The organism is Streptomyces sp. SCSIO ZS0520, from assembly GCF_025643355.1.
Taxonomy (GTDB): Bacteria; Actinomycetota; Actinomycetes; order Streptomycetales; family Streptomycetaceae; genus Streptomyces; species Streptomyces physcomitrii.
On record NZ_CP092644.1, the window covers coordinates 6,508,104 to 6,534,024 of the forward strand.

Here is a 25,921-nt window from a genome sequence, read left to right on the forward strand (position 1 = left end):
CCTCTTGTCGTTTGGTGACGCGCGTCCCCATAATCCAACAACGCTTTGACGGGCCCATGCCACCCCCACGCACAGGCGGGCGGCCCGTGGCCTGTTGGCGCGTTCAACCCCCCACGAAAGGAAGAACGTTGAAGCGCTCTACGAAGATCAGCACGACGAAGAGACTTCTCGCCGCCGGCGCCGTCACGCTCGCCGCCTTCTCCCTTCAGCCCGCCGCCCAGGCCGCTCCGGCGCCCGTCGTCGGCGGAACCCCGGCCGAGCAGGGCGAATTCCCCTTCATGGTCCGGCTGTCGATGGGCTGTGGTGGCGCACTCTACGAGCAGGACATCGTCCTGACCGCGGCCCACTGTGTGGACGGCTCCGGCCCGGACACCAGCATCACCGCCACCGGTGGTGTCGTGGACCTGGAGAGCAGCGACGCGATCACCGCGCAGTCCACCGAGGTCCTGCAGGCCCCCGGCTACAACGGCAAGGGCAAGGACTGGGCCCTGATCAAGCTGGACAAGCCGATCGACCAGCCCACCCTGAAGATCGCCACCGACGCCAGCTACAACGAGGGTGACTTCACCGTCGCCGGCTGGGGTGCCGACAAGGAGGGTGGCGACCAGCAGCGCTACCTGCTCAAGGCCGAGGTCCCCTTCGTGGACGACGCCGCCTGCGGCAACGCCTACGGCGACGACCTGACCCCGGACGAGGAGATCTGCGCCGGCCTCATCGAGGAGGGCGGCGTCGACACCTGCCAGGGCGACTCCGGCGGTCCCATGTTCCGCAAGGACGACTCCGGCGCCTTCATCCAGGTCGGCATCGTCTCCTGGGGCCAGGGCTGCGCCCAGCCCGGCTACCCCGGCGTCTACACCGAGGTCTCGACCTTCGCCGCGGACATCGCCGAGGCCGCCCAGGGTCTGTGACCCGGCAGCACCACCGTCCCCCCACCGGCGGGCGCCCACGCTGAACTGAGCACCCGCTCGACCGGACGCGCACCACCGCAGCACTGGTGCACCGCAGTACCCGTACGACGAGCAGGACCCGGAGCCGCTGTGCCGCTCCGGGTCCTGTTCCGTGTCCGGCCCCCTTCGCCCGCGTGCCGTTCCCCGCCCGTTCACCGCGGGGTCCGCCGCGCGGGTGCGGACGTTAGTCCAAGACCTGCGCCTCCTTTGTCCATGGGCCTGACCGGCCGGTCAGCAGCATGGTTACGGCCACGGAAGTTGATCCTCAGGAGGGTGTGCCTTGCAGTCAGACACGTTTGCGCCGAGGAGAAGGACCGTGGTCGCGGCGGGAGCCCTGGCCGGAGCCGGAGTCGCCCTCGGGGGCCTCGGGGGCACCGCCGCCGCGGCGCCCGCGGACGGTGTCATCCGCTCCCGTGAGCTGGAGGTGCGGGTGGCCACCGGCTTCCCCCGCGTCATCAGCTACACCGACCGCGCGGACCGCGCCGTGCTGCACGGCCAGGAGGACGAGGTCACCACCGTCCTCGTCGACGGCGAGGAGCACACCCCGAAGGTCGGCTCCCGGCTGCGCGGCGACCACGCCGACTACCGGCTCGACTTCGAGGGCGGCACCCGGATCGAGGTCCGCATCTCGGTCGAGGGCCGCCGCGTCGACTGGCGGGTGACCCGGATCGCCGACACCGAGGCCCTGCGGGTGGGCACGCTCCAGATCCCCGGGCTCGCCCTGCTCTCCGTCCGCAGCGACCAGCCCGGGGCGACCCTCCTCGCGGCCAAGGTGCAGCTGGACAAGGCCAGGAGCGGCGACACCTTCGTACGGCCCGTAAAGGACACCCCGGCCGCGGCGCCCGCCGGGTGCGCCTACGCGGTGCTCGCCCACGACAGGCTCGGCGGCGCCTTCGAGACCAACACCGTCTGGGACCGGACGGACGAGAAGACCAGCTGGGAGAACGGGCGGCTGTGGCACAGCACCGTCCGCGCCGAGGGCTATGTGAAGGCCCAGCTCGCCCCCGGCCAGTGGACGCACCGCGCGGCCACCTCGCCGGTGGACGCCACCGAGCCGCTGCCCTACGCCGCGGTGATCGTCACCGGGGACCGCAACGACGACGGCAAGGTCGACTGGCAGGACGCCGCGATCGCCTTCCGGGACGTGATGGTCAACCCGCGCGGCGCCGAGGACCAGCATCTGCGCGTCGTCGCCCACATCCCCTTCAACTTCGCCTCCCAGGCCACCAACCCCTTCCTCGCCACCCTCGACGAGGTCAAGCGGATCAACCTGGCCACCGACGGGCTGCGGCAGTACACCCTGATCAAGGGGTACGCCTCCGAGGGCCACGACTCGGCGCACCCCGACTACGCGGGCAACTACAACAAGCGCGCGGGCGGACTCGACGAGCTGAACGCCCTGGTCCGCGAGGGCCGCAGGTGGAACAGCGACTTCTCGGTGCACGTCAACGCCACCGAGTCGTACCCGGTGGCCGAGTCCTTCTCGGAGACCCTGGTCGACAAGGAGGACAAGCAGTGGGACTGGCTCGACCAGTCCTACCGGATCGACCCCCGCCGCGATCTGGTCTCCGGCGACATCGTCAAGCGCTTCGCCGACCTGCGCGCCCAGACCGACCCGGCGCTCAACACCCTCTACATCGACGTCTTCCGCGAGTCCGGCTGGAACTCCGACCGGCTCCAGCGGGCCCTCGCCGAGCAGGGCTGGATCGTCACCACCGAGTGGGGCCACGGCCTGGAGCGCTCCTCGGTCTGGTCGCACTGGGCCAATGAGCCCGACTACGGCGCCGACACCTCCCGCGGCCTCAACTCCCAGCTGATCCGCTTCGTACGCCACCACCAGAAGGACGTCTTCGCCGACAAGTGGCCGACGCTGCTCGGCCACGGCCGGATGGGCAACTACGAGGGCTGGGTCGGCAAGACCGACTGGTCGGAGTTCTACGAGATCATCTGGACCGACGCCCTCCCGGCCAAGTACCTCCAGGCGCAGCCGATCAAGAAGTGGAGCGCGCACGAGGTCACCTTCTTCGGCGCCACCCGCACCGCCGTCTCCGACGCGGACGGCACCCGGAAGATCACCACCGACGGCCGTCTCGTCTACGACGGCGGCAGCTATCTGCTGCCCTGGCAGCCGCGCCGGGCCACCGACCCGGAGAAGCTGTACCACTACCACCCGAAGGGCGGCCGCAGCACCTGGCAGCTGCCCCGCGGCTGGGCGCACCGCTCCACCGTCAGCGTCTACCGGCTGACCGACCAGGGCCGCGTCCATGTCACCGACGCCCGGGTGCGCGGCGGGAAGATCACCCTGGACGCCGAGGCGAAGCAGCCCTACGTGGTGCACCCGCGCCGGGTCCGCGAGGGCGCCGAGGCCGACTGGGGCCAGCACACCCCGGTGCGCAACCCCGGCTTCCACTCCGGCGACCTGTCCGGCTGGCGCGCGAAGGGCCCGGCCCGGGTGGTGCGCAGCGAGCGCGGCGACCACGAACTCGTCATCGGCGCGGGCGGCGCGGCCAGCGTCTCGCAGACCCTCGGCCGCCTAGCCCCGGGGAGCTACGCGGCCTCCGTACAGGTCGAGGTCGGCGAGAAGGCGGGGGAGCGGCGCCGGGCGGCCCTGGAGGTGCGCACCGCGGACGGCGAGCGCGCGGTCAACTTCACCGAGACCTCCACGGCCGGGAACTACGTCGCCTCCGACCGCAAGCAGAAGACCCGCTTCCAGCGCCTGTTCACCTGGTTCACCGTCCCCGAGGGCGGCGGGCCCGTCGAACTCGCCCTGACCGCGGGGGAGGGCAAGGCCCGGGTCCGCTTCGACGCGGTGCGGGTGGTGCCCGCGCAGCGGTCCGCCAAGGAAGGCGCCCTGGTCTTCGAGGACTTCGAGCAGGTGCCGCAGGGCTGGGGCCCCTTCGTCAAGGGCGACGCCGGGGACAGCACCGACCCGCGCACCCATATCGCGCAGAAGCACGCCCCGTACACCCAGCGCGGCTGGAACGGGAAGGCGATCGACGATGTCATCGAGGGCAGCGAGTCCCTGAAGTCCCGCGGCGAGAACGAGGGACTGGTCTACCGCACGGTGCCGCACACCGTCCGCTTCGAGCCGGGCAGGAGGTACCGGGTCTCCTTCCGCTACGAGAACGAGAAGGCGGACCAGTACGCCTGGATCACCGGCGTCGACGAGCCCGGCGCCCGTGAACTCGACCGCAGGAAGCTGCCGGCCGCCACGGAACCGACCGTGCTCCGCTACGAGTTCACGGCTCCGGAGAAGGGCGAGGCCTGGGTCGGGCTGCGCAAGACCGGCAAGGACGGCACGGCCGAGTTCGTCCTGGACGCCTTCGAGGTCCGGGAGGTCTGACCCTTCGGCAGGGGCGGGCGGACCCGCAACCGCCCGCCCCGCGCGAGGGACCGCGGCGGCGGTCCCCCTCGGCGGAGAGCGCCCACCTCCTCGGGCGCTCTCCGCCCCGGACCGGCCGGGGCCCCGTGCCCCGGCCGGTCCCCCGCTCGGGCGCCCCACCGGGGCGCCGGGGGAAACCGCCCGCGCCGGGCCCGACCAACCGGCGCGGGCGGTCCGCACAGGCCATGACAGGGCCCGGTTCCGTACGTCGGAACCGGGCCCCGTGCGTGGAGCGGGACTGCGCTCCGGGCGTGGCCCGCGGGTGAGCGGGGCGGCCCGCGGCTCGATCAACTCGCCCTGCCGACAGCCTCGTTCACCTTGCCGGGCCCCGCGCCCTCCTCAACTCGCCGAGCGGGCGACCCTGTTCACGCGCCGATCCGGCTTCGCCGCCTAACTCGCCGTGCCGAGGACCCCGTTACTCGCCGTGGAGAGGACCCCGTTCACCTCCCGGGGCCGCTCACCCCGCTCAACTCCACCGCCCCGCCCGCCTCTTCGAGTTCGAGGATCCACACCTCGCAGGGGCCCTCGCGCAGCACCGGGCCGGGTACGTACAGGGAGTCCTGCGGGCCGAGGGACCAGTAGCGGCCCAGGCAGAAGCCGTTGACCCAGACGAAGCCGCGGGTCCAGCCGGGCAGCCGCAGGCTCGCGTCGCCCGCGCCGCGGATCTCGGCGCTCGCCCGGTACAGGCCCGCGGCGCCGTCCCCGGGTGCCGCCGTGAAGGGCAGGGCGCGCACCCGCTCGGCGGCGTCGAAGGCGTCCAGACGCAGCCCGCGGGCCCGCACCCCGTGCAGGAACTGGCGCTCGTGCCGAAGGCCGCCGGTGGCGCCCTTGGGCTCGCCGGTGCGCGGGCCGTAGCCGACCCGGCCGAGCGACTCGGTCCACAGCTCCACCTCGGCGGGGCCCGCGACCGGCTCCGGCAGCACCGGCTGCTCCTCGGTGAGCACCCCGGCGCGCCGCCCGTCCACGTACACCACCGCGCGGTCCCGCAGCCCGGGCGCGCTCAGCGGGTACGGCTGCCGCGGACCCGGCACCCGTACCGTGTAGCGGACCAGTCCGCGGTCCACGTCCAGCTCCTCGAAGCTCGGCGGCAGCGGACCCTCGGTCTCGGGGCCGCCGAGCGTGGCCAGCACCTCGGCGAGCGGCACCCGCTCCCGGACCGGGACGGAGACCGGGGCGCCGAGGGACGGGGGTGCCGGGGGCAGCCCGGGCGGCGGCTCCTCGGCGTACGCGGCGAGCACCTCGCGGAAGGCGAAGAACTTCGGGGTGGGGCGGCCGTACTCGTCGATCGGGGCGTCGTAGTCGTAGGAGGTGACGTCCGGGAGCAGGCGGCCGTCGTGCAGCTCGCCCGCCCGGTTGGCGCCGGCCCAGCCGCCGAAGCTGGTGCCGCCGTGCGCCATGTACAGGTTCACCGAGGCGCCGCACTCCAGGATCTCCCGCAGCGCCTTCGCCGCGTCTCCCGGTTCGCGTACGGCATGTCCGGCGCCCCAGTGGTCGAACCAGCCGCACCAGAACTCCATGCACATCAGCGGCCCCTTCGGCCGGTGCCTGCGCAGGGTCGCGAAGGCGGCGCGCGCCCCGGAGCCGAAGTTCGCGGTGGCCAGCACCCCGGGGACGCTGCCCCCGGTGAGCATGTGGTCCTCGGGGCCGTCGGAGGTGAACAGCGGCACGCTCACCCCGAGGTCCAGGAGCAGGTCCCGCAGCTGCGCCAGGTACCGGGCGTCCGAGCCGTAGGAGCCGTACTCGTTCTCGACCTGGACCATCAGGACCGGGCCGCCGCGGTCCACCTGCCGGGTGACGACCTGCGGGAGCAGCGCGGTGAACCAGCGGGCCACCGCCGCCCCGTAGACGGCGTCCCGGGTGCGGGCGCGCGGGCCGAGCGGGCCGGTGATCCAGTGCGGCAGCCCGCCGTTCTCCCACTCGGCGCAGATGTACGGGCCGGGGCGCACGATCGCCCACAGGCCCGCCCGACGGGCGGCGTCCAGGAAGCGGCCGAGCGCGTCCAGGTCGCGGTACTCGCCGGGGCGCGGCTCGTGCAGGTTCCACGGCACATAGGTCTCGACGCAGTTCAGGCCCATGGCCCGCAGCGTCGCCAGGCGGTGCCCCCACTGGCTCTCGTGGACCCGGAAGTAGTGGAGGGCGCCGGAGAGCAGCCGCAGCGGGCGGCCGTCCAGCTCGAAGTCGTCCTCGCCCACCCTGAACTCGTGCATCTGGCGCCTTTCGCTCGCAGTCCCGCACCGGACACCCTCACCCCTGGCGGCGACTCGGTCCATGGACAAAGATCGGCGGGACATGGATTCCGCGCAGTGGCGGAGCGCGGGGAGACCCGGGCCCTGCCCGCCTTCCGCCCGCTTTCCCGCCCGCCTCCGTGCCGGGTTCTCCGCTTCCGGCCCGGGCGCCGCCCGTCCGGGCGAACCCCCGGCGGAATCCGGCCATCCATCAGAGCGGACACCACGCGAGAATGGACCCGGCGGGGCCGCGCACCGGAGAGGGAGGAAGCGGGATGTACCACACCTGGATGCGGTATTTCACTCCGAGCCCGGCCCACTACCGGCTCGGGCTCGTCTGCCTCGGCGTAGGCCTCCAGCACGGCACCCTGCCCACGGTGGGCCCGCGCACCCTCGACCACCATGTCGCCGTCGTCCTCAGCTCCGGCCGCGGCTGGTTCGAGGGCGCCGACGGCCGCCGCGTCCCGGTCCAGGCCCCCGCCCTGCTCTGGCTCACCCCCGGCGTCCGCCACCACTACGCCCCGGACTCCGGCACCGGCTGGGACGAGTGCTTCGTCGACTTCACCGGGCCCGCCACCGCCACGTACACCGAACTCGGCTACATCGAGCCCGACCGGCCCGTGGTCCCCCTCTCCGATCCCGCCGCCGCCCGCGCCGTCGTCGGCCGGATGACCCGGGCCGCCCGCCGCGACAACCCGCTCCTGGAGGTGGAGACCGCGGCCGCCGTGCACGAACTCCTCGTCGCGCTGCGCCGGGCCCGCGCCGACCTCGGCCCGGACGGGGACCCGGTGCTCGCCGCCCTCGCCGCGGACGCCTTCCAGCCGCTGTCGGTCGCCGAGCACGCCGCCCGGCACGGCATGACCCCCGCCGAACTGCGCACCGCGGTACGGCGCGGCGCCGGGTGCAGCCCCAAGGACTACCTGCTCGGCATCCGCCTCGGCCGCGCCAAGGAACTCCTCGCCGTCACCGATCTGCCGGTCGCCGCGGTCGCCCGCCGGGTCGGCTACGACGACCCCGCCTACTTCTCCCGGCTCTTCACCCGCCGCGTCGGCATGGCCCCGGTCCGCTTCCGCGCCCAGCAGGGCCGCAGCGTCCCCGGCGGCTGGAGCAACGCCGTTCCCGACCCGGACGATCCGCCGCTGGTCCAGCAGCCGGACGCCCCGGACGCCGCGCCCGGGGCGACGTAGGGTGTCGGGCCATGACCTCCCGTGACCCGCAGCAGGCCGAAAGCGCCGGGGCCCTCGACACGGTGGCCGGGGCCGACGCCTCGGTGCGCGCCGAGCTGACCCGGCTGCGCGACAGCATCGACAACATCGACGCGGCGGTCGTCCACATACTGGCCGAGCGCTTCAAATGCACCCAGCAGGTCGGCCGCCTCAAGGCCCTGCACCAGCTGCCGCCCGCCGACCCGGCCCGCGAGGCCCGCCAGATCGAGCGCCTGCGCCAGCTCGCCGAGACCGCGAAGCTCGACCCCTCCTTCGCCGAGAAGCTCCTCGGCTTCATCGTCGCCGAGGTCATCCGCCACCACGAGCAGATCGCGGACGCCGAGTCGGCGGAGCCCGCCCGCGGCAACGGGGCCTCCCGTACGGCCGCCACCGCGGACTGACCGGATCCACCGGACTCACCGGACCCACCGGACCCACGCCCGCGGTCCCCGAGCGCCCCCGGCCCCCGGGGTCCAGTACCCGAACCGGGCCGGGATCCGGGGGAGCCCGGACCCGGCGTGCGCCCCGCGCGCGGACCCGCCCCGGGGCCCCCGCTCAGGCCCTCGCCCGCAGGTCGGGGCGCCAACCGCCCGTGATCCAGGCCCCGTTGAGAAGGGGCGCACACGGCGCGCGTCGCGCCGGGCCGCGCACCTTCACCTCCGTACCCCCTCGGCGTACGCCGGGAAATAGGGCATCCTACGCTGAGTGCTCTCCCACTCACCGTCCGTCCGGCCGGGCGCCGGACACCCAAGCGAGGGGACGCGGGCCTTGCCGACACAAGCGAGCATCCTGATCGTCGACGACCACGAGGACACGCTGTACGCGCTCGAATGCGCCCTCGCCCCGCTCGGCTATCCGGTGCGGAGCGCCACCAGCGGCGACGCCGCCCTCAAGGACGTCCTGCGCGGCAGCATCGGCCTCCTCGTCCTCGACGTCCGCATGCCCGGCGTCAGCGGAGTCGACGTGGTCCGCTACCTGCGGCGCCTGGAGCAGACCCAGCACATCCCCGTCCTGCTGCTCACCGGATTCGGCGCCGACGCCGCGCTCACCGCCGACGCCTACGAACTCGGCGTCGCCGACCTCGTCCTCAAGCCGATCGACCCGCTCGCCCTGCGCACCAAGGTCCGCTACCTCTACGAGGCCCACCAGCGCACCCGCGCCCTCGAAGCGGAACTGCGCGAGCTGCGCGCCGATCCCGAGACCCGGCCCACCGCCCCGCCGCGCCGCCGCCGCGGTCAACTCGCCACCGGGCCCGACACCCGCGTCCCCGTCCAGCGCGAGTCGCCCGCCCGGCCGGGCCGGGCCGCCGGATCCGAAGCCCTGGGCGGCGTCTGACCCCGCGCGCCGCCGCCGCGGCCCGGCCCCGTCCCTTCACCGCCGCGCACGCCGGGTGAAACCCCCTGTTCCCGCGCCGGGACCATCAGGCAGCATGGCCACCATGTCCGTACTGACGCGCGACGAAGCGCAGACCCGAGCACAACTCCTCGAAGTCCACCGGTACACGGTCGACCTCGACCTCGACCGCGGCGAGGAGACCTTCGACTCCCGCACCGTCATCCGCTTCACCGCACAATCGGACGCGGACACGTTCGTCGAGCTGAAGCCCGTCACCCTGCGCGCCGCCACCCTCGACGGACAGCCCCTCGACCCCGCCGCCCTCGACGGCAACCGCCTCCCGCTGACCCTCACCGCGGGCCCCCACGAACTCACCGTCGACGCCGAGATGCGCTACTCCCGCACCGGCGAGGGACTGCACCGCTTCACCGACCCCGCCGACGGCGAGACCTACGTCTACAGCCAGCTCTTCCTCGACGACATACAGCGCGTCTTCGCCGCCTTCGACCAGCCCGACCTGAAATCCGTCTTCGAGCTGCGGGTCAACGCCCCCGAGGGCTGGACCGTCCTCAGCAACACCCTCACCACCCGCGACGAACAGGGCCGCTGGCAGGCCGCGCCCACCCTGCCGCTCTCCTGCTACCTCGTCGCCGTCGCCGCCGGCCCCTGGCACTCGGTGCGCACCGAGCACCGCGGCATCCCCTTCGGACTGCACTGCCGCCGCTCCCTGGCCCCCGCCCTCGACGCCGACACCGGCGAGCTCTTCGACATCACCCGCGCCTGCTTCGACCGCTACCACGAGAAGTTCGAGGAGCCCTACCCCTTCGACTCCTACGACCAGGCCTTCGTCCCCGAGTTCAACGCGGGCGCCATGGAGAACCCCGGACTCGTCACCTTCCGCGACGAGTTCCTCTACCGCTCCGCCGTCACCGACACCGAACGCCAGACCCGCGGCATGGTCATCGCCCACGAGATGGCCCATATGTGGTTCGGCGACCTCGTCACCCTCACCTGGTGGGACGACATCTGGCTGAACGAGTCCTTCGCCGAGTACATGGGCTACCAGGTCCTCGCCGAGGCCACCCGCCACACCGGCACCTGGACCGACTTCGCCATCGCCCGCAAGGGCTGGGGCTACGACGCCGACCAGCGCCCCTCCACCCACCCCGTCGCCCCCGAGGCCGTCGACGACAGCGCCGCCGCCCTGCTCAACTTCGACGGCATCTCCTACGCCAAGGGCGCCAGCGCCCTGCGCCAACTCGTCCACTGGATGGGCGAGAAGGACTTCCTCGCCGGGATCAACACCCACTTCGCCCGGCACAAGTTCGCCAACGCCTCGCTCGCCGACTTCCTCGACTCCCTCGCCGGCCACACCGACCGCGACATCCACGGCTGGGCCGCCCAGTGGCTGCGCACCACCGGCGTCGACACCCTCACCCCCGAACTGACCCCCGTCGACGCCCGCAGCACCACCCTCACCGTCAGCCGCGAGGGCAGCCGCCCGCACCGCATCGCCGTCGGCGTCTACGACCGCGACCCCGGCGACGGCAGCCGCCTGGTGCTCCGCGAACGCTTCGACAGCGACATCCCCGGCGCCCCCCGCGACCTCGGCGCCCCGCCCGCCCTCCTCGTCCTCAACGACCAGGACTACGGCTACGCCAAGATCCGCTTCGACCCGGCCTCCGCCCGCACCGCCCTGGACGCCCTGGCCGGACTGCCCGACCCGCTCACCCGCGCCGTGGTGTGGAACGCGCTGCGCGAGGCCGTACGCGACGGCGAACTCCCGCCCGCCGCCTACCTCGACGCCGCCCGCACCCACCTCCCGCACGAGCGCGACCTCGCCGTCGTCAGCGGCGTCCTCACCTTCAGCCGTCTGGTCGCCGACCGCTACCTGCCCGCCGAACGCCGCCCCGCGGCCCTCGCCACCCTCGGCGAACTCTGCCGCGACCTGCTGCGCCGCACCGAGACCGGCGACCACCCCGGGCTGCGCCTGCTGGCCGTGCGCCACGCCATCGACTCCGCCACCCAGCCCGATGTGATCCGCGACTGGTACGACTCCGGAAACGTCCCCGGCGGCCCCGAACTCGACCCCGAACTGCGCTGGCGCATCCTCGGCCGCCTGTGCGTCCTCGGCGCCGTGGACGACGCCGTCATCGAGGCCGAACTCGTCCAGGACCCGAGCGCCACCGGCCAGGAGGGCGCCGCCCGCTGCCGCGCCGCACTGCCCGACCCGGTCGCCAAACAGGAGGCCTGGCGGGCCCTGTTCGAGGACGACACCCTCTCCAACTACCTCTTCACCGCCACCGCCCAGGGCTTCTGGCAGCCCGAGCAGGCCGATCTGGTACGCGACTTCGTCCCCCGCTACTTCACCGAGGTGCCCGCCCTCGCCGCCCGCCGCGGCGCGGCCATCGCCTCCGCCGCGGGCCGCCACGGCTTCCCCGGCCACCGCGCCGACCCCCGCACCGCCGAACTCGCCGAGCAGTGCCTGCGCGCGGACGACCTGCTGCCCGCCCTCCGCCGCGAACTGGCCGACCGCCTCGACGACCTGCACCGGGCGCTGCGGGTGCAGGCGGGGCAGGAGGGGCAGGAAGGGCAGGCGGGGCAAGAAGGGCAGGAGGAGGCTGCGGGGGAGCGGTAGGCAAGTCGCCTCCGGCGTCCGTCGTTTCGGCGTCCGGGGCGCGGTCCGCGGCAGGAGGCGCCGGGGCGGCCAGGAGGCGCCGGGGCGGCAGGCGGCGTAGGGGGGCGGGCAGGCGGCGTAGGGGGGCGGGCAGGCGGCGTAGGCCTAGGGGAGCCGACCTGGGGTGAGGCGGCCGTGGCCGGGACGTGCGGGCCCTGGTCCGGGCCCTGGTCCGGGCCCTGGCCCGGGCCCGTCTCGGACGTACGGCCGGTTCCGACCCCGGCCCCGGCGTCCCGTCCGGGTCGGCCGCCGGGTGCCGTCGCGTCCGCCGCGAACGGACCGCCCTCCTCGCAGCCCGCCCGCCCCCGCGCCCCCAACTCCCCTCCCGCTTCCCTCTTTCGGGTCGCATCGGCGCCGCTTGGCGCCTGCGCCGCGAGGCGGTCCTACAGGCTTGGTGCGCCGCTGCCCGCACCCCACCTGAAGGACCGCCATTGAGCACCCCGCCGCCTCTCGCCGGAGGGGCCGCAGGCCCGACCGCCCTGCGCCCGATGCTCGACACCGTCCTCGCCGCCCTCCAGGAAGGCGCCCTGCGGCGCCAGGGCCCGCTGCCCGCGGGCGGACCCGAGGCGGTGGCCGCCCGCGTCCGCCGGGCCCTCGGCACCGTCCTGCCCGAGCAGGGCATCGGCGCCCACCCCGCCCTGCACAGCCTCGTCACCGCCGTCGCCGAGGGCGCCGCCGACCCCGCCGACCCGCTGTGCGCCGCCCATCTGCACTGCCCCCCGCTCGCCGTGGCCACCGCCGCCGACCTGGCCGCCTCGGCGCTCAACCCCTCGATGGACTCCTGGGACCAGGCCCCCGCCGCCTCCGCCCTCGAAGCCCTCGTCACCCGGGCCCTCGCCGCCGAGGTCCACCCCGCCGCCGACGCCCTGGTCACCACCGGCGCCACCGAGGCCAACCAACTCGCCGTGCTGCTCGCCCGGGAGCTCGGCCCCGGCCCTGTCCAGCTCGTCTGCGGCGCCAACGCCCACCACTCCCTGCACCGCGCCGCCTGGCTCCTCGGCCAGCCCCCGCCGGTGACCGTCCCCACCCCGGACGGCACCCTGCGCCCCGAAGCCCTCGGCGCCGCGCTCGCCGGACTCGACGGCCACCCGAACCTCCTCGCCGCCGCCACCGCGGGCACCACCGACGCCGGGCTCATCGACCCCCTCGGCGCGCTCGCCGACACCGCCGCCCGGCACGGCGCCCGCCTGCACATCGACGCGGCCTACGGCGGCGCCCTCCTGTTCAGCGCCCGCCACCGCGGACTCCTCACCGGCCTCGACCGCGCCCACACCACCGCACTCGACCTGCACAAACTCGGCTGGCAGCCGGTCGCCGCCGGACTCTTCACCAGCCGCGACCCCGCCGAGCTCGCCGCCCTCGACCACCGCGCCGACTACCTCAACGCCGACGACGACACCGAGGCCGGGCTGCCCGACCTCCTCGGGCGCTCGCTGCGCACCACCCGCCGCCCCGACATCCTCAAGATCGCCGTCACCCTGCGCGCGCTCGGCCGCGAAGGACTCGGCGCCCTCACCGACCACGTCTGCGCCCAGGCCCGCGAACTGGCCCGCCTGGTGGCCGCCCACCCCCGCTTCACCCTCTGCGCGGAGCCCGCCCTCAGCACCGTCCTGTTCCGCCCGACCGGCATCGACGACCGCACCCTCGCCGCCGTACGCAGGGACCTGCTCGGCGCGGGGCACGCCGTCCTCGGCCGCGCCCGCCACGGCGGCCGCCTCTGGCTCAAGGCCACCCTCCTCAACCCGCACACCCAGCCGGGCGACCTCGCCGCACTCCTCAAACTGGTGGAAGGAAACCTCCCGTGACGAGCACCAGCGAAACCGCCCCCCACGACCTGGTCGGCATCGGCATCGGCCCCTTCAACCTCTCCCTGGCCGCCCTCGCCCAGCCCCTCACCACCCTCAGCACCGCCTTCTACGACCAGAACCCGGCCTTCGCCTGGCACCCCGGGCTGCTCATCGAGGGCACCACCCTCCAAGTCCCCTTCCTCGCCGACCTGGTGACCCTCGCCGACCCCGCCAGCCGGTGGAGCTTCCTCAGCCATCTGCGCCACCGCGAGCGGCTGTTCCCCTTCTACTTCGCCGAGCGCTTCCACATCGACCGCGCCGAGTACGCCGCCTACTGCCGCTGGGTCAGCGAGCACCTGCCCGCGCTGCACTTCGGCCACCGCGTCGAGTCCGTCCGCTGGGACAGCGCCCACGCCCACTTCGAGGTCGACTACTCCCGCCTCGGCGCCGACGGCGAGACCGAGTCGCTCGGCCGCACCCACGCCAGGAACCTCGCCCTCGGCATCGGCACCGCACCCAATCTGCCCGGCGCCCTGCGGCCCCTCGCCGACTCCCCGGGGACCCTGGTGCTGCACTCCGCGGACTACCTCCGCCACCGCGACCGGCTCCTCGCCGCGGGCCATGTCACCGTCATCGGCTCCGGGCAGTCCGGCGCCGAGGTCTTCCTCGACCTCCTCAGACGCAGGCCCACCGGCTGCGAACAACTCCACTGGCTGGCCCGCACCGAGGCCTTCGCGCCCATGGAGTACTCCAAGCTCGGGCTCGAACACTTCACGCCCGACTACACCCGCTACTTCCACCAGCTTTCCGAGACCGCCCGCGACAGCCTCCTGCCCCGGCAGTGGCAACTCCACAAGGGCATCGACAGCGGCACCCTCGGCGCCATCCACGACGAGCTGTACCGGCGCACCCTCGACGGCCACTGGCCGGACGCCACCCTCACCCCCGGCGTCACCGTCCGCACCGCGGGCCGCGTCGGCGACGGCCGCATCGAACTCCACCTGGAACACGGCCGCCAGGGCACCCGCACCCGCCACACCACCGACGCTGTCGTCCTCGCCACCGGCTACCGCGAACGCCCCCTCGACCAGCTCCTCGGCGCCCTCGAACCCCACCTGAGACGCGACAGCTCGGGGCGCCTCGCCGTGGACGCCCACTACCGGCTCGCCCTCGACCCCGCGCTCACCCGCGGCGGCAGCAACATCTACGTACAGAACGCCGAACGGCACACCCACGGCGTCGGCGCACCCGACCTCGGGCTCGCCGCCTGGCGCAGCGCCACCATCCTCAACGCCCTCACCGGCACCACCGCCTACCCGCTGCCGCAGCGCACCGCCTTCACCCGCTTCGGCCTGCACCAGCCGACGGCATCCGCACCCGGGACGCCCGGGACGCCGCCTGGGACCGCATCCGCTTCCGGGACCGGAACGGGGTCCGCGCCCGGGTCCGTACCCGCGCCTGGATCCGTACCCGCGCCCGCGCCCGCGCCCGAGTCCGCCGGGAGCCCCACCGCCCCGCCGGGCGTCACCATCCCCCCGCCCGAGTCGGCGGGATCCGCGCTCAGGACTCCGCGGGACGCAGCCGACCCCCCGCCCGCGGCGAGGGATTGAGCGGATCGTCGACGAGACCGGCGACCCGGCGCACCTCGTCCAGCGGGTCCTCGTCCACCTGCCCGCCCGCCGCCCGCGCCAGCACATGCAGCGAGGCGAGCAACTGGGGGCGGTCTCCGGCCGGGAGCCGGTCCACCAGGGCGCGTATCTCCCGCTGCCGGTGCCGCAGCACCCGGTCGACCAGGGACTGGCCCTTGGCGCTCATCCGCAGCACCACCTCGCGGCGGTTGCCCGGATTGGGCGCGCGGTGCGCGAGGTCCTGGGCCTCCAGCCGCTCCACCATCCTGAGCGCCGTCGAGGGATTGACCCCGAGGACCGAGGCCAGCGCCGCCAGCTTCACCGGTCCGCAGCGCTCCAGGACCACCAGCGCCCGCAGCTGCGGCAGGGTCAGGGTCCCGTCGACCGAGGCCAGCGAACGAGCCGATATCTCCACGAAGAGGCGGGAGACCGCGGTCACGGCCAGCGCGACCTCCTCGGCCTCGTCGACCTGTCGGCCGATCTGCTCACCGCCCCCCGGCGGGGGACCCGTCAGACTGCTCTGCTCGGTCATACGGCTCGTCGTACCCTTCCGATGGTTCCCGCCAGGGCAGCGGCAACCGCTGCACCGCACCCGCCCCTGCACCCGGTCGTGACCCCGTACCGGCCCCCGCCCGGACCGGACCGGTGCCGCAGGCACGGCCCCCGACCCGCCGATGAGGCAAGCAGAAGCCGTCATTACCCGGCCTTTGCCAAGCCTATACCTGCGCCCCGTGCGCTCCCACCCACCTGTGGACAACTCCCCCTCCGGCACCCCGCCACCGGCTCCCGGCCCCCGCCCCGACCGGCCTCCGTCCGGGCACACAAAAGACCGCGACCGGCAGTCCACCCAACTGCCGGCCGCGGCCGCACCACCCCGCCTCGCCACCCCGCGCCGCAAGCCCGGAGGCCTGCCGCGCCGGACGCGAGCCGGAGAGAACCCGAAGCACCGGACGCCCGGAAACCCGCGCGATCCGAAGGAACACGAAACCCGGGGACCCGCAGACCTCCGAGAGCCGACCGGCCCTCGCAAGCCGGCGACCTTGAGGAGCCACCGCCCCCCGAAAGCCACCGCCCCGAAAGCCACCGCCCCCGAAAGTCAGCGATCGCGAAACTCAGCGACCCCGCATTCCGCGATCCCCGCTCAGAACACCGGAGTTCCGTTCCGGGTCAGCTTCCACTCCACCGCGGCGAACTCCGCGGGGTCGATCTCGCCCTTCTCCTTCACCCAGGTGATCATCGTGTTGCGGATCTCCTCCGAATTGGCCCACAGCTGCTTCGCGCCGGCCACACCCGGGAAGTTCCCGCCCCCGCTCGCCCGGTAGTTGTTCACCGCGAGCACGAACTCCGCCTTGTCGTCCAGCGGCTTCCCGTCGAACATCAGCTTCGCCACCCGCGACCCCGCGGCCTTCGCCACGTCGATCTCGTACGAGAGGCCGCCCACCACGTCGTAGTTGTAGTCCGGGATGTTGTCGGCGTTCGTCAGCTTCGCCGGGTCCACCGGGGCGTCGGCGGCGGTCTGCACGAAATAGTTCGCGGAGAACTCCAGATAGGCGCGGAGCTGGGCGCCCGTCATCAGCCGCGCCTCCAGGGTGTTCTCGAAGGTGTAGAGACCGGCCACGTCCCGGATCGTCACCTCGCCGCCCGGAATCACCGCCGCCCGCGAGAAGCACGCCGCCTGCGAGAGCACCGGCAGCTCGGCGTACTCCGTACCGGCCAGCGCCTCCTTCACCGTGGCCGCCTGGATGTGGTTGATCAGATCGATGATCGGCACATCCTTGTACGGGGCCTCGGCCGAGGACATCTCCGTCTTGTTCGTGCCGATCACCTGGTTCACATAGGCGACGACCTTCTTGTGCTCCTTCGTGAGCATCCCGGAGATCCGCTTGTCCTCAGGAACCGTGTTCGAGTTGAGGACCTTCGCGCCCGCGCTCTCCACGACCCAGCGGCCCCGCGACCACACCACCTCGAAATCGAAGAGCGTCAGCCGCTGCCCCCACTTCGCGGGCTCCGAGAGGACGACCTGCTTCCCGGTCTCCTTGTTCGTCACGAAATACTCGGGTACCTCGAGGTGCGCGTGCCCCACCAGAATCGCGTCGATCCCCGGCACCTGCTCGGCCACCAGACCCGCCGCGTTCTCCACATACGGCAGTTGGTCACCCCACGACGAGGTCCCGCTCGCCCCCGAATGCGCCGAGACGATCACCACGTCCGCGCCCATCGAACGCAGCCTCGGCACCCATTTCGCCGCCTGCTCCTCCAGACCGGGAAAGGTCATCTTGCCCTGCACATTGGCCTTGTCCCAGATCGCGATCCCCGGATTCGTCAGACCGAGCACCGCCACCCGCACATCCCGGCCGCAGGGCGTCCGCAGCCGCTTCATCACATACGGCCGGAAAGCGGGCCGCTCGGTCCGCGCGTCCAGCGCGTTGGCGCCGAGCAGCGGGAAATCGCACTGCTCCTCGAACTTCCGCAGCACCGGAATCCCGTAGTTGAACTCATGGTTGCCGAGCGCCGCCGCGTCATAGCCGATCGCGTTCATCGCCTTGGCCATCGGATGCACCGGGCCGTGCTGCGCGGTGATCGGGTCGACCCGCGCGTAGTAGTACGAGAGCTGGGTGCCCTGGATGGTGTCGCCCGCGTCGATGAGGAGGGTGTTGCGGGCGCCCTTCTCGCGGCGCACCTGCGAGACCAGCGTGGAGATCTTCGCCAGGCCCACGTCGTTGTGGTCCTTGTCGTCGTACTCCTTGTCCGTGAAGTAGTCCCAGTTCAGGGCGTTTCCGTGCAGGTCCGTGGTGCCCATCACGGTGAAGGAGTAGCGCCGCTCGCGCCCGTGGCGGCCCGCCGCGCTCCCCGCTGCCGCCTCCGCCGCCGGGGCGCCGGCGGCCACCAGGCCCGCCCCCGCGCCTGCCGCGACCGAACTGCCCAGGAACTTCCTTCTGCCGAGCGCCATTTCCACTCCCAGTCGTACCGACGGACCACGCAGCCGCGTCCACCGAGGACACAACGCGCGTAGATTCTGGCGCAATCCCACCCGCCGCAACACCCCCTCCCGATACCGAACAGGCAACCATCCCCGGCCGGAGACCTCCCCCGCCGCCCCGCCGATGCACAGTGGACCCACCCCGCCACCACCTGTGACCGCCGACTCCCCACCGGCAGAAGGGCCCGCCATGACCCACCCCCCGCACGGCACACCCGAAGCACCCCGCCTCGCCGTCCGCGGTGAGGCGCGGCTCGAAGTCGACCCCGAGGTCGCCCGCCTCGACATCACCGTCAGCGCCCGCGGCACCGACCGGCACGACGCCCTCGCCCAGCTCACCCGCCGCAACAACGCCACCCTCGAACTCGTCCGGAGCTATGAGGACGCCGTCCACAAACTGGAGACCGGCGCCTTCTCCCTCACCCCCGAACTGAGCCGCCACGGCCGCACCGAACGCGTCCGCGCCTACCACGGCCGCGTCCATCTCACCGCCCACCTCACCGACTTCACCGCCCTCGGCGACCTCACCACCCGCCTCGCCGAGAACGAACTCACCCGCCTCGGCGGACCCTGGTGGGACCTCCACCCCGACTCGCCCGCCCACCGCGAGGCCCGCCGGCAGGCCGTCCACGAGGCCGTCCAGCGCGCCCGCGAATACGCCGAGGCCCTCGGCACCACCCTCGACTCCCTGCTCGAACTCGCCGACATCGGCGCCGAAACCCCCGCGCCCCAGCCCGGCTTCGGCCGCGCCGCCCGCGGAGCCCGCCGCGCCCTCGGCGGCAACGCGGAGGAGGAACCCGCCCCGCTCGACCTCGAACCCCAGCGCCAGACCGTCCACGCCCAGGTCAACGCCCGCTTCACCCTCCACCCGCCCCGGCTGTGAAACCGAGGGCCCGGGAGGGCCGGTGCAGCCAGGACCCGGCCTCGCCCCGCGCGCCGAGCCGCCCCCACTCCGCATCCGCGCCACATCCGCACCGGGCCGGAGAAAAGAATGAACTCGGCAAACGAGCCGGATAAAGCACAGACGAGCGCCGTACGCCGGGAATCCGGCACCGCCCGGCCATTCCTTCCGGCGAATGGCCGGGAAACCGCGGCGAAAACCCCCGGCGGCGGAGATCGGCCGCTCAGAAGAGCGGCACCCCTCACATATTCAAGTCTTGTCAACAGCCCTTCGGACAAAGGTCGTTCGGCGGTCACGAGGAAAAGAATGTCTACCCACAAGTAAGGCCTAGGCTCGGACCATGCGCCGAGCAAAAATCGTCTGCACCCTGGGCCCTGCCACCGATACATACGAGCAGATCAAAGCCCTCGCCGAAGCCGGCATGAACATCGCCCGGCTCAACCTCAGCCACGGCACCCTCCACGACCACGAACAGCGCTACCACCACGTACGCAAGGCCGCCGAGGAGACCGGCCGCAGCATCGGCATCCTCGCCGACCTTCAAGGCCCGAAGATCCGCCTCGGCACCTTCACCGAAGGCCCCGTACTCCTCGAACCCGGCGACACCTTCACCCTCAGCACCGACCCCCACACCCCCGGCGACCACCACCAGTGCGCCACCACCCACCCCCACCTCGCCAACGACCTGCACCACGGCGACCACATCCTCATCGACGACGGCAAGGTCACCCTCCAGGTCACCGAGATCGACGGCCCCCGCATCCGCACCCTGTGCACCGACGGCGGCCTCCTCTCCGACCACAAGGGCCTCAACCTCCCCGGCACCGCCGTCACCGTCCCCGCCCTCTCCGCCAAGGACCGCAGCGACCTGCGCTGGGCCCTGCGCACCGGCTGCGACCTCATCGCCCTCTCCTTCGTCCGCACCGGCGAGGACATCGACGAGGTTCACCGCCTCATGCGCGAGGAAGGACGCACCCTGCCCGTCCTCGCCAAACTGGAGAAGCCCCAGGCCGTCGAGCACCTCGACGACATCGTGGCCGCCTTCGACGGACTCCTCATCGCCCGCGGCGACCTCGGCGTCGAAATGCCCCTGGAACAGGTCCCCTTGGTGCAGAAACGCGCCATCAAACTCGCCCAGCGCAACGCCAAACCCGTCATCGTCGCCACCCAGATGCTCGACTCGATGATCGACAACCCGCGCCCCACCCGCGCCGAGGCCAGCGACGTCGCCAACGCCATCATCGACGGCACCGACGCCGTCATGCTCTCCGGCGAGACCAGCATCGGGCGCTTCCCCGCCCAGACCGTCAAGACCATGTCCCGCATCGTCGCCTCCGCCGAGGAAGACCTCCTCGCCAAGGGCCTCCCGCCGCTCACCACCGGCAGCAAGCCCCGCACCCAGGGCGGCGCCGTGGCCCGCGCCGCCGCCGAGATCGGGGACTTCCTCGACGCCCGCTACCTCGTCGCCTTCACCCAGTCCGGCGACACCGTCCGGCGCCTGTCCCGCTACCGCTCGCCCATCCCGCTGCTCGCCTTCACCCCCGACCCGGCCACCCGCGCCCAACTCGGCCTCAGCTGGGGCGTGCAGACCCTGCTCGGCCCCCAGGTCGACTCCACCGACGCCATGGTCGACCAGGTCGACGAACAGCTCCTCCGCCTCGGCCTGTGCAAGCGCGGCGACATCGTCGTCATCACCGCGGGCTCACCCCCCGGCGTCTCCGGCTCGACCAACCTGGTCCGCGTCCACCACATCGGCGAGGACGACAGCCCGAAGTAGGCGGGGGCCCGCGATTCGCCCCTGGGGCTCAGCACGTGGGGCCGATGTGCCGGTCCATGAGGGCTACGGAGGCTCGGCGGGCGATCGAGACATCGCGCGCGTGGGCGTACCTCCCCTCGACACCCAGCCGGTCGAGGGTGCCCGCACCCGGAACACGTTGTCGTCCGGCCGCAGGTCCCGCATCGCCGCTTCGCAGAGGTCGATCAGCCCGGGCCGGGCGTCGGCACACATGATCCGCGGAGCGGGGACACCGCCGCGGTGCGTGGAGCTGATGCAGCCGTCGCCGAGGTAGAGGCCGAGAAGGCAGACGTACGTACCGGCCTCCTCGGGCGGGCCGGGGTGCGGGCGGCATCTCGGGCAGGGGAGACCGCCGCGCAGGGGAGACCCCCGCGCAGGAGAGGCTCGGCGCGCACGGTCCAGGCGCGCAGAGTCGAGCGGGAGATTCCCGTCTGCCCGCTCACCGCATTGCGGCTCTGGCCCTGGCCTATGAGTGCCAGGGCGCGACGCCGGGTTTCCAGGTCGTACATGGGGGCGACTGTGCGGGAAAGAATTACCGACGTGCCCGGCTGATCTCAGTCGATTAACACGAACGAGTGATCAACATCCGTTGATGTTGCGACCTTGGAATTCAAGGAAAAAGTGCCCCGGGTGGGATTCGAACCCACGCTGTCGGTGGTTTGAGCACCGTGTCTCTACCGCTGGACTACCGGGGCATCCTGTGAAACGAAGTTCAACGGGTACCCGTTGCCCGATCACCATACCGCAGCTGGGTACCCTCATGGCAGCAGTATCTGCCAGCACCAAGGAGCTCCCGTGACCGCCCCCGAGTCGCCCCAGCCCGTCAATGACGACGACAAGTCGCATGTGCCTCCGCTCACCACGCGTGTCGTCATCGCCGAGGACGAGGCGCTCATCCGTCTCGACCTCAAGGAGATGCTCGAGGAGGAGGGCTACACCGTCGTCGGTGAGGCCGGGGACGGGGCCAAGGCGGTGGAGCTCGCCCGGGAGCACCGGCCCGACCTGGTGATCCTCGATGTCAAGATGCCGAAGCTCGACGGGATTTCGGCGGCCGAGAAGATCGCCGAGGAGTCGATCGCGCCGGTGCTCATGCTGACCGCGTTCTCGCAGCGCGACCTGGTGGAGCGGGCGCGGGACGCGGGCGCGATGGCGTACCTGGTGAAGCCGTTCAGCAAGTCGGACGTGGTGCCGGCGATCGAGATGGCCGTCTCCCGGTTCACGGAGCTGAAGACGCTGGAGGCGGAGGTCGCGGACCTGACGCAGCGTCTGGAGACCCGCAAGCTGGTGGACCGGGCGAAGTCGATTCTGCAGACGGAGTACGGGCTCACCGAGCCGGCGGCCTTCCGGTGGATCCAGAAGACGTCGATGGACCGGCGCCTTTCGATGCAGCAGGTGGCGGAGGCCGTGATCCAGGACTCCGAGGAGAAGAAGGCGAAGGGCGGCGGCCAGTAGCCGCCCGCCCCCGGCCCGGCGCCGAGCACCGGGGCCGCGACCGCACCACCGAGGCCGCGACAGCAGCACCGCGGAGGCCGCGAGCAGCAGCAGCGAGGCCCGCCCCCGACCAGGGGGCGGGCCTCGCCGTTTCTTGCGGGTGCCGGGGTCAGTCCTCGCCGAGGTAGGCCTTGCGGACGGACTCGTCGGTGAGCAGGTCGGATCCGGTGCCGGAGACGACGATCTTGCCGACCTCCATGACATGGCCCTGATCGGCGAGGGAGAGCGCGGCCTGCGCGTTCTGCTCGACGAGCAGGATGGTGGTGCCCTGCGCCTTGAGTTCGGCGATGGTCGCCATGATCTTCTGCATCATGATCGGCGAGAGGCCCATGGAGGGTTCGTCGAGCATGAGCAGCTTGGGCTGGGACATCAGGGCGCGCCCCATGGCGAGCATCTGCTGTTCGCCGCCGGAGAGGGTGCCCGCGGCCTGCTTGCGGCGTTCCCCGAGGATGGGGAAGAGCTCGTAGGCGCGCTGGATGTCCTTCTGGATGCCCTCGACGTCCTTGCGGAGGAAGGCGCCGAGTTGCAGGTTCTCGGTGATGCTCAGGCGCGGGAAGATGTGCCGGCCCTCGGGGGAGTGGGCGAGCCCGAGGGCGACGATCTTGTGCGCGGGGGTGCCGTTGAGCGGCTTGCCGTCGAAGAGGATCCGGCCGCCGGAGGGCTTGAGGAGCCCGGAGAGGGTGCGCAGGGTGGTGGTCTTGCCGGCGCCGTTGGTGCCGATGAGGGTGACGACCTGGCCTGCTTCGACGCTGAAGGAGATGCCCTTGACGGCCTCGATCTTGCCGTAGGCGACCTTGAGGTCCTGGACCTCGAGAAGTGCGGTCACTTGTCGTCTCCTTCGGTGCCGGCCTCGCCTGCGGCGCGGGGCTCGGCGGTCTTGCCGGTGGTGCTGGCGCGCGGGGCGGCCGCGGCGGCTTCGGCGGACTGGACCTCGCCCAGGGCCTCGTCCTCGGGGGCGCCCTCGAAGGGGGTGCCGAGGTAGGCGGCGACGACGCGCTCGTCGCTCTGGACGACGTCGCTGGTGCCTTCGACGAGCTTCTCGCCCTGGACGAGGACGGCGACGCGGTCGCAGAGGTTGAAGATGAACCGCATGTCGTGCTCGATGACCAGGACGGCGGTGCCCTTGTCCCGGATGGCGAAGACGAGCTCCTCGGTGGCGCGGGTCTCCTGCGGGTTCATGCCCGCGGTGGGCTCGTCGAGCAGGAGGAGGCCGGGTTCGCTGGCGAGGGCGCGGGCGATCTCCAGCTTGCGCTGCTCGCCGTAGGGCAGGTTGCGGGCGAGGTGGTCGCGCTTGTGGTCGAGGCCGATGAACTCCAGGAGTTCCATGGCGCGTTCCTCGCTGGCGCGTTCGGCCTTCTTGAAGCCGGGGCCGCGCAGGAGGGCCGACCAGAGGCCTTCCTTGGTGCGGGTGTGGCGGCCGACGAGCACGTTCTCCAGGACGGTCATGTTGGCGAAGAGCCGGATGTTCTGGAAGGTGCGGGCGATGCCGGCCTTGGTGACGAGGTGGGGCTTGGGCGGCAGGACGGTGCCCTTGTAGGCGACGGTGCCCTCGGTGGGCACGTACAGGCCGGTGAGGCAGTTGAAGAAGGTGGTCTTGCCTGCGCCGTTGGGGCCGATGAGGCCGACGATCTCGCCGCTGTTGACGGTGAGGTCGACGCCCTTGACGGCGGTGAGTCCGCCGAAGCGCATGGTGACGCCGCTGGCCTGGAGGACCGTGGCGGTCGCGGTCTTGGTGGGAGCTGTGGTCATGAGGGTTACGCCCCCGCCTTGCTGAGGGAGGTATCGGTGCCGAGTGCGGTGGTGGGTACGTCGAGTTGGCCGGTCTCGTGGAATTCGAGCTGCTGCCTGCGGTTGGCGATGATGCCCTCCGGCCGGAAGCGCATGAGCAGGACGAGGGCGATGCCGAAGACGAGCAGGCTCTTGTTCTGCAGGAAGGTCAGCTTCTCGGGGATGAGGTAGAGCAGCGCCGCGCCGAGGATGGGTCCGCTGACGGTGCCCATGCCGCCGAGGACGACGGCGGCGAGCAGGAAGGCGGAGTTGGGCGGCGTGGATCCGGCGAACTGGTACGGCGTCGGGACGACGCTGTAGGTGACGTGGGCGCTGACGGTGCCGGCGAGTCCGGCGAGGCTGGCGCCGAGGGCGAAGGCGATGAGCTTGACCCGGAAGCCGTTGATGCCCATGGCGGTGGCGGCGGTCTCGTCCTCGCGGATGGCGATCCAGCTGCGGCCGATGCGGCTGTCGCTGGCGCGGGTGTAGACGAGGACGACGATGGCCATGATGAAGACCATCAGCAGGTAGTAGTTGGCGAAGCGGCCCAGCGTGAATCCGACGACGTCGTGGCTCTCCCCGAAGTTGAATCCGAAGAAGCTGAGGTCGGGGATGGAGGAGATGCCGTTGGGGCCGCCGGTGATGTTGGGTCCGGAGACGCCGTCCATGTTGTTGACGGCGATGCGGAAGATCTCTCCGAAGCCGAGGGTGACGATGGCGAGGTAGTCGCCGCGCAGCCGCAGGGTGGGGGCGCCGATGAGGACGCCGAAGACGAGGCTGGCGGCGGCGCCGGTGAGGGCGGCGGCCCAGAAGGGGAACTGCACGCCGGAGAAGCGGCTGAACTCGGAGCCGGAGACGAGGGCCGCGGTGTAGGCGCCGACGCCGAGGAAGGCGACGTAGCCGAGGTCGAGGAGTCCGGCGAGGCCGACGACGATGTTGAGGCCGAGGGCGACGGTTCCGAAGATCAGGATGTTGACGCCGAGGTTGGCGTAGTGGTCGTCGCTCTGGGTGAAGGGGAAGGCGATGGCGGCGACGAAGCCCATGGCCAGGGTGAAGGCCCGGTTGTCGGCGGCGAGCCTGCTGAGCCGGTCGAGGAGGCCCGCGCTGTGCAGGGCCCAGGCGGCGAAGACGACGACGATCAGGTAGCCGATGAAGGTCTCGCCCTCGTCGGAGGGGGTGTCGATGCCGTAGGTGAAGATGAACAGCCCGGCGACGGCGGCGAGGGTGATGATGCCGCGCTCCAGCCAGCCGTTCAGCGGGGCGGCCGGGGCGATCCGGTCGGGCTTGCCGATGCGGGCGAGGAAGGCTTCCTTGTCGGTCTGGCCTTCGCTGCGGTCCTGCGGGAGGGCGAGCACGCCGAGCAGCGGCAGCGCGGAGGCCACCGCGGCGACGTACGCGCCGGGTTCGAGGTTCACCAGGCCGTTGAGGGTGATGGCGATGGCGAGGACGGTGAACCAGGTGACGCCGAAGGCGCCGAGCGCGGTGAGCGTGAGCGGGGCGTTGCTGCGGCCGGGGTTGAGCCACTTCAGGCCGGGGACGCCGTAGGACTCCAGGGCGTAGAGGGTGACGAGGGCTCCGGCGATGAAGGTCATCCACTGGAGGCCGCCGGGGTAGGCGTAGACCGTCAGGTCGCCGGGGAACTCGTCGGTCCACGTCCAGGCGAGGAAGGTGGAGACGAGGGTGGCGATGCCGCCGAGGAGGGCGAGGGCCCGGGCCGCCGCGAGGGGCAGCGGGACGATCGTGGACGCCGTGGCCTTGGCGGGCGTGGTGGCTGTGGTGGTGGTCTGGGTGGTCATGTGGA

The 25,921-nt window shown here is 72.4% G+C and carries 17 protein-coding genes and 1 tRNA gene; 11 read left to right on the forward strand and 7 right to left on the reverse strand.

Annotation, left to right across the window (positions count from 1 at the left end; genetic code table 11):
- Positions 1 to 128: 128 nt before the first annotated feature.
- Positions 129 to 908: a S1 family peptidase gene (locus tag MID12_RS26305; protein ID WP_397914717.1), complete on the forward strand. Its 780-nt coding sequence runs from the start codon at positions 129 to 131 to the stop codon at positions 906 to 908.
- 355 nt (positions 909 to 1,263) lie between these two features.
- Positions 1,264 to 4,290: an endo-alpha-N-acetylgalactosaminidase family protein gene (locus tag MID12_RS26310; RefSeq protein ID WP_263171149.1), complete on the forward strand. Its 3,027-nt coding sequence runs from the start codon at positions 1,264 to 1,266 to the stop codon at positions 4,288 to 4,290.
- A 479-nt stretch (positions 4,291 to 4,769) separates the two neighbouring features.
- Here the strand turns inward: MID12_RS26310 and MID12_RS26315 are convergent, their stop codons facing one another.
- Positions 4,770 to 6,536, reverse strand: coding sequence for a glycoside hydrolase family 35 protein (locus tag MID12_RS26315; protein WP_263171151.1), 1,767 nt, complete (start codon positions 6,534 to 6,536; stop codon positions 4,770 to 4,772).
- Between the two features lie 293 nt (positions 6,537 to 6,829).
- Here MID12_RS26315 and MID12_RS26320 point away from each other — a divergent pair, with 293 nt between their 5' ends.
- The 6 genes from MID12_RS26320 (at position 6,830) to MID12_RS26345 (ending at position 15,168) form a co-directional block, all read left to right on the forward strand.
- Positions 6,830 to 7,741: a helix-turn-helix domain-containing protein gene (locus MID12_RS26320; protein ID WP_263171154.1), complete on the forward strand. Its 912-nt coding sequence runs from the start codon at positions 6,830 to 6,832 to the stop codon at positions 7,739 to 7,741.
- Positions 7,742 to 7,752: 11 nt separating this feature from the next.
- A complete protein-coding gene (locus tag MID12_RS26325) occupies positions 7,753 to 8,160 on the forward strand; it encodes a chorismate mutase (RefSeq protein WP_052482643.1) in 408 nt (135 codons plus the stop codon).
- Between the two features lie 367 nt (positions 8,161 to 8,527).
- Positions 8,528 to 9,094, forward strand: a complete 567-nt coding sequence (locus MID12_RS26330) for a two-component system response regulator (protein WP_040254505.1) — start codon at positions 8,528 to 8,530, stop codon at positions 9,092 to 9,094.
- Between the two features lie 103 nt (positions 9,095 to 9,197).
- Positions 9,198 to 11,732 (forward strand): aminopeptidase N, encoded by a 2,535-nt coding sequence (gene pepN, locus MID12_RS26335; RefSeq protein WP_263171158.1) that lies wholly within the window; start codon positions 9,198 to 9,200, stop codon positions 11,730 to 11,732.
- A 527-nt stretch (positions 11,733 to 12,259) separates the two neighbouring features.
- Positions 12,260 to 13,576 carry a pyridoxal phosphate-dependent decarboxylase family protein gene (locus MID12_RS26340; RefSeq protein WP_052482644.1) on the forward strand — a complete coding sequence of 439 codons (1,317 nt, stop codon included), beginning with the start codon at positions 12,260 to 12,262 and terminating at the stop codon, positions 13,574 to 13,576.
- Positions 13,573 to 15,168 (forward strand): lysine N(6)-hydroxylase/L-ornithine N(5)-oxygenase family protein, encoded by a 1,596-nt coding sequence (locus MID12_RS26345; protein ID WP_263171161.1) that lies wholly within the window; start codon positions 13,573 to 13,575, stop codon positions 15,166 to 15,168. The genes MID12_RS26340 and MID12_RS26345 overlap by 4 nt, the downstream gene beginning before the upstream one ends.
- On the opposite strand, the gene MID12_RS26350 is transcribed toward MID12_RS26345, so the two are convergent.
- Together MID12_RS26350 and MID12_RS26355 are read right to left on the reverse strand one after the other, a co-directional pair.
- The gene (locus MID12_RS26350) at positions 15,119 to 15,718 is read right to left on the reverse strand and encodes a MarR family winged helix-turn-helix transcriptional regulator (RefSeq protein ID WP_052482645.1); all 600 of its coding nucleotides are present in this window, start codon (positions 15,716 to 15,718) and stop codon (positions 15,119 to 15,121) included. The two genes, MID12_RS26345 and MID12_RS26350, sit on opposite strands and share 50 nt — an antisense overlap.
- Positions 15,719 to 16,327: 609 nt before the next feature.
- A complete protein-coding gene (locus MID12_RS26355) occupies positions 16,328 to 18,136 on the reverse strand; it encodes a bifunctional metallophosphatase/5'-nucleotidase (RefSeq protein ID WP_263171162.1) in 1,809 nt (602 codons plus the stop codon).
- A gap of 220 nt (positions 18,137 to 18,356) precedes the next feature.
- Between MID12_RS26355 and MID12_RS26360 the strand changes: the two genes are divergently transcribed.
- Entirely contained in the window at positions 18,357 to 19,049 is a 693-nt protein-coding gene (locus MID12_RS26360; protein ID WP_263171165.1) for an SIMPL domain-containing protein, read from the forward strand.
- Positions 19,050 to 19,407: 358 nt separating this feature from the next.
- A complete protein-coding gene (gene pyk / locus MID12_RS26365) occupies positions 19,408 to 20,844 on the forward strand; it encodes a pyruvate kinase (protein WP_263171167.1) in 1,437 nt (478 codons plus the stop codon).
- A 640-nt stretch (positions 20,845 to 21,484) separates the two neighbouring features.
- On the opposite strand, the gene MID12_RS26370 is transcribed toward pyk, so the two are convergent.
- Positions 21,485 to 21,557 (reverse strand) — tRNA-Leu (locus MID12_RS26370).
- A 100-nt stretch (positions 21,558 to 21,657) separates the two neighbouring features.
- Here MID12_RS26370 and MID12_RS26375 point away from each other — a divergent pair.
- Entirely contained in the window at positions 21,658 to 22,314 is a 657-nt protein-coding gene (locus tag MID12_RS26375) for an ANTAR domain-containing response regulator (protein ID WP_263171168.1), read from the forward strand.
- A gap of 148 nt (positions 22,315 to 22,462) precedes the next feature.
- Here MID12_RS26375 and MID12_RS26380 read toward each other — a convergent pair whose 3' ends face one another.
- Genes MID12_RS26380 through MID12_RS26390 form a run of 3 tightly spaced genes read right to left on the reverse strand, consistent with a single transcriptional unit; the run spans position 22,463 to position 25,916 of the window.
- Positions 22,463 to 23,179 carry an ABC transporter ATP-binding protein gene (locus tag MID12_RS26380; RefSeq protein ID WP_040254516.1) on the reverse strand — a complete coding sequence of 239 codons (717 nt, stop codon included), beginning with the start codon at positions 23,177 to 23,179 and terminating at the stop codon, positions 22,463 to 22,465.
- On the reverse strand, positions 23,176 to 24,102 hold the full coding sequence (locus MID12_RS26385) for an ABC transporter ATP-binding protein (RefSeq protein ID WP_040254517.1): 927 nt from the start codon (positions 24,100 to 24,102) through the stop codon (positions 23,176 to 23,178). Before MID12_RS26385 ends, MID12_RS26380 begins: the two co-directional genes overlap by 4 nt.
- A gap of 5 nt (positions 24,103 to 24,107) precedes the next feature.
- Entirely contained in the window at positions 24,108 to 25,916 is a 1,809-nt protein-coding gene (locus MID12_RS26390; RefSeq protein ID WP_040258363.1) for a branched-chain amino acid ABC transporter permease, read from the reverse strand.
- Positions 25,917 to 25,921 lie beyond the last annotated feature (5 nt).

Coding starts and splice junctions, on each gene's coding strand:
- MID12_RS26315 (WP_263171151.1), bottom strand. CDS start 6,536: ATGCACGAGTTCAGGGTGGGCGAGGACGACTTCGAGCTGGACGGCCGC.
- MID12_RS26320 (WP_263171154.1), top strand. CDS start 6,830: ATGTACCACACCTGGATGCGGTATTTCACTCCGAGCCCGGCCCACTAC.
- MID12_RS26325 (WP_052482643.1), top strand. CDS start 7,753: ATGACCTCCCGTGACCCGCAGCAGGCCGAAAGCGCCGGGGCCCTCGAC.
- pepN (WP_263171158.1), top strand. CDS start 9,198: ATGTCCGTACTGACGCGCGACGAAGCGCAGACCCGAGCACAACTCCTC.
- MID12_RS26340 (WP_052482644.1), top strand. CDS start 12,260: ATGCTCGACACCGTCCTCGCCGCCCTCCAGGAAGGCGCCCTGCGGCGC.
- MID12_RS26350 (WP_052482645.1), bottom strand. CDS start 15,718: ATGACCGAGCAGAGCAGTCTGACGGGTCCCCCGCCGGGGGGCGGTGAG.
- MID12_RS26355 (WP_263171162.1), bottom strand. CDS start 18,136: ATGGCGCTCGGCAGAAGGAAGTTCCTGGGCAGTTCGGTCGCGGCAGGC.
- MID12_RS26360 (WP_263171165.1), top strand. CDS start 18,357: ATGACCCACCCCCCGCACGGCACACCCGAAGCACCCCGCCTCGCCGTC.
- pyk (WP_263171167.1), top strand. CDS start 19,408: ATGCGCCGAGCAAAAATCGTCTGCACCCTGGGCCCTGCCACCGATACA.
- MID12_RS26385 (WP_040254517.1), bottom strand. CDS start 24,102: ATGACCACAGCTCCCACCAAGACCGCGACCGCCACGGTCCTCCAGGCC.
- MID12_RS26390 (WP_040258363.1), bottom strand. CDS start 25,916: ATGACCACCCAGACCACCACCACAGCCACCACGCCCGCCAAGGCCACG.